Origin of the sequence: Roseiarcus sp., assembly GCF_052145395.1 — a bacterium.
Lineage (GTDB): Bacteria > Pseudomonadota > Alphaproteobacteria > Rhizobiales > Beijerinckiaceae > Roseiarcus.
Genome location: NZ_JBKQOT010000608.1, coordinates 1 through 3,172 on the forward strand (window position 1 = coordinate 1; position 3,172 = coordinate 3,172).

Annotated in this window: 3 protein-coding genes and 1 pseudogene; all 4 read right to left on the bottom strand. The window is 62.9% G+C overall.

The genetic code is table 11. The features are described 5' to 3' along the window. Nucleotides 1-122 precede the first annotated feature (122 nt). Nucleotides 123-449 carry a PAS domain-containing protein gene (locus ACLP25_RS20920; RefSeq protein WP_442471078.1) on the bottom strand — a complete coding sequence of 109 codons (327 nt, stop codon included), beginning with the start codon at nucleotides 447-449 and terminating at the stop codon, nucleotides 123-125. Then, nucleotides 440-1,141, bottom strand: coding sequence for a PAS domain-containing protein (locus tag ACLP25_RS20925; RefSeq protein ID WP_442471079.1), 702 nt, complete (start codon nucleotides 1,139-1,141; stop codon nucleotides 440-442). Before ACLP25_RS20925 ends, ACLP25_RS20920 begins: the two co-directional genes overlap by 10 nt. A gap of 494 nt (nucleotides 1,142-1,635) precedes the next feature. After that, nucleotides 1,636-2,886, bottom strand: a complete 1,251-nt coding sequence (locus ACLP25_RS20930; RefSeq protein WP_442471080.1) for an adenylate/guanylate cyclase domain-containing protein — start codon at nucleotides 2,884-2,886, stop codon at nucleotides 1,636-1,638. Then, nucleotides 2,883-3,172, bottom strand: a pseudogene (locus ACLP25_RS20935) (response regulator); the annotation flags it as partial. The gene ACLP25_RS20930 and the pseudogene ACLP25_RS20935, both read right to left, overlap by 4 nt.

A 3,172-nucleotide genomic window follows, 5' to 3' on the forward strand; every position in this document is an offset into this window, starting at 1 on the left:
TCCGCACAACCGTCGATACCGCAAGGCTCAAGGGCGCCAACCCCTTCGCCGTCATCGTCGGTGTCCTCCCCTGAGCCCGATCTAACCCGCCGAGCCCGCCTCAGAAGATAGGGGGTGGGTAATTACCTTGAATGATAGCCGGAGTTGATGAGGCGGTGATTTTGACCGAGCAATTCCTCCCGCGAATATTTAGAGACCGTGCAGAACCGGTTATTCACATAGGTGATCGCGCCCTGCGGATCGGTAAACGCTACGATGGCATGCTCGTTGAGAGCCGTCTTCAGGTCCATCACCTCTTTGAGCGACAGGCGCAGCGCCTCCTCGGCGCGCTTACGATCGGTGATATCTCGGATGATCTTCGATGCTCCGATGACCTTGCCCGTCGCATCCTTAAGCGGCGAGATCGTCACCGAAACATCAAATTTGCGGCCGTTATTCGCTATACGCAAGTCTCATATTGCTCGATAGCTTGGCCGACTCTAATCCGCGCCAATATCATGCTCTCGTCTTCGACGAATTCCGGCGGAATTATCCGAGTGATCGGTTGCCCAATCATCTCCTCGGCGCTTAAGCCGAACAAATGCGTCGCCGCTGCGTTCCAACTGGTAACCGTTCCATCAAGCGTCTTGCTGATGATTGCATCGGACGAATCTTCGACGATCGCCGACAGCCTGGCGAGAATCGCGTGCGTCGCCTCGGCGGTAAGCGCGCACGACCTTGTGCGGAGCAGCATCTCGGTTACGCTGACAATAAAGGCGGAACTCGTCACAAATACCGCTAATCCCAGCCATTCGGTAACGTTTGTGGGCGGATCGAAGACTACATAAACGAGCAAACTGCAAAAGATAGTTGCGAACGTTCCTCCCGACAGTCCGCCAGCAAGGCCGGCGATAATCACAACGGGAAAGAACGTCAGATATACGAGTTTTGTCGTCGATTCTCCCAGCAAAGCCAACCGGGCCAGAGCGCCGACGCCGGCCGCCAGAGCGCCGATGGCAAGGCCCGACCACCACGGCGCTTGGGAGCGCCACGAAGCAGCCCTGACCAGAAACGCCGAGATTGCCTGCGCCCAAGCGGAGTCGGGGGTCGAGGGTTCTTCGATGGCCGAGACAGGGCATCCGGAGCGCTCGTCAGGTGCCAAACTTCACCCATTTCAAGTTCATCGGCCGATGCGACTGACCTCGCGCTCGCCGAACGCCGCCTTTTGCGTCGCCAATCCTGCGCCGGCGCAAGGTAGCCAGCAATGCGCAAAATGGACAAGGTCGCGACCGGCGTCGTCGTGGCTGGTTTGAAGTGAAATCTTCACTATTCCATAGCCTTGGCGAAGACGCTGTCTAGGGTCTTAAGGGGAGCCATTCGGAGCCTGCTCCGGCATTAAAGAGGGTTCACCCCAATCGCTGGAGGGGCCGCTTCCCGCCAACATCGCCGATAGGCTCATTCAACACCGAGCGACCGGTTGTGACGCTTCTTGCGCGTTGCTCCTCTGTCCGGTTCATAACGCATTTGCTCGCGCCGGGGCGCGCCGGGCGATGAGACGGAGTCCATCCTCAACGGAGCTCAGCCCAAGGCGATTGAAAATCGCGGATCGACGACATGCTCACGGACGACGATTTTTGCGCCTGAGACGGGGCGGATCTACGTCATTTCGATCCGCGTTCCGGCGCAGCGGTTGAGCAGCCGCTTCAGGTGATACTGGGCGAGCGCGTCCGCCGGGCGCTCGCCGATCAGCGCGGCGAAGGCTGCAAGCGCGCCTGCGTCGCCCGCCTCGAGCTTCGCAAAGGCTTTGAGATAGGCGAGCGTATGCGGGCTCGATCGCTCCGCCTCCGGGAGCGGCTCGAAGGCGCGCATGGGTTCGCTCCGGCCCCGGAGCACCAGGTCGCCGACCGGCCGCCCGAAGAACCCTTCCGCGCGTCCGGCGGCGGCTGCGCTCACGCAGATGCGCGTGCCGAGCTCTTTGTTGACCGCTTCGAGGCGCGCCGCGGCGTTGATCGTGTCGCCGTAAGCCGTGTAGTCGAAGAGACGCCCGCCGCCGAAATTGCCCACGATCGCGGGTCCGGCATGGACGCCGATGCGCGTGACGCCAAGCGAAACGCCGCGCGCGTTCCATTCCTGCCGGTAGGCTTCCGAGCGGGCGTCGAGCGCGAGCGCGCAGTGAATCGCGCGAGAGGCGGCGTCGGGCTGGTCGCCGGGCGCGCCGAACAGGACATGGATCGCATCCCCAATGATCTTGGCGACCGTCCCCTCATGGGCGAACACGATCTCCGTCATGCCTTCGAGATAGCCGCTGAGCAGACTCGCGAGCTGCCGGGGATCGAGCGATTCGACCAGCGGCGTGAAGCCCGCGATGTCGGTGAACAGCGTCGCGATCTCGCGCCGTTCTCCGCCGGGCGCGAGTGCGTTCGCGTCGGCCGCGAGGCTCAGCGCGAGATTGGGCGAGAAATAGCGGGAAAGCGAAGCATGCGCGCGCTCCGCCGCCGCCTGCCGGGCCCGCGCATCCTTGAGAGCCGCCACATGCGCGATGGTTTTGCTGACCGTCGCCTCGAGGTCGGCGAAATCGATCGGTTTGGTGAGAAAGTCGAAGGCGCCGCGGTTCATCGCGGTGCGGATATTGGCCATATCGCCGTAGGCCGAGACGATGACGGTGGAGAACCGGGTCGCCTCATCCTGCAATCGGGCGAGAAGGGTCAGCCCGTCCATCCGCGGCATGTTGATGTCGGACAGGACCATGTCGAAGTCGCGGTTCTCGGCGAGGAAGGCCAGCGCCTCGACGCCGTCGCGCGCGAAGCCGAAGGCGATCGCACCGTCCTTGATCTGGCGGCGAAACTTCTGCCGGATGAGGTCCTCGAGATCGGGCTCGTCGTCGACAACGAGGATTTTCGCGGTCATGCGGCGCCCAGCGCCTCGTCCAGGCGGCGCCAGATTTCACTGCGAAGCACAGGAAAGTCGATCGGCTTGGTAAAGAGCCCCGAGGCGCCGCCCTCAATCGCCTTCCGCCGCGTTTCCGCGTCGCCGTAAGCCGTGATCATGATGACCGGCACGTCGGGGCGGGCTTGGCGCGCCCGAGGCAGAAGCTCGAGGCCGCTCATGCCCGGCATGTTGACGTCGGATAGGATGAGAATGTGAGGCTGGCGCTGTCCGCAGCACCGACGCGTTCGAGGGCTTCGGGCGCCGA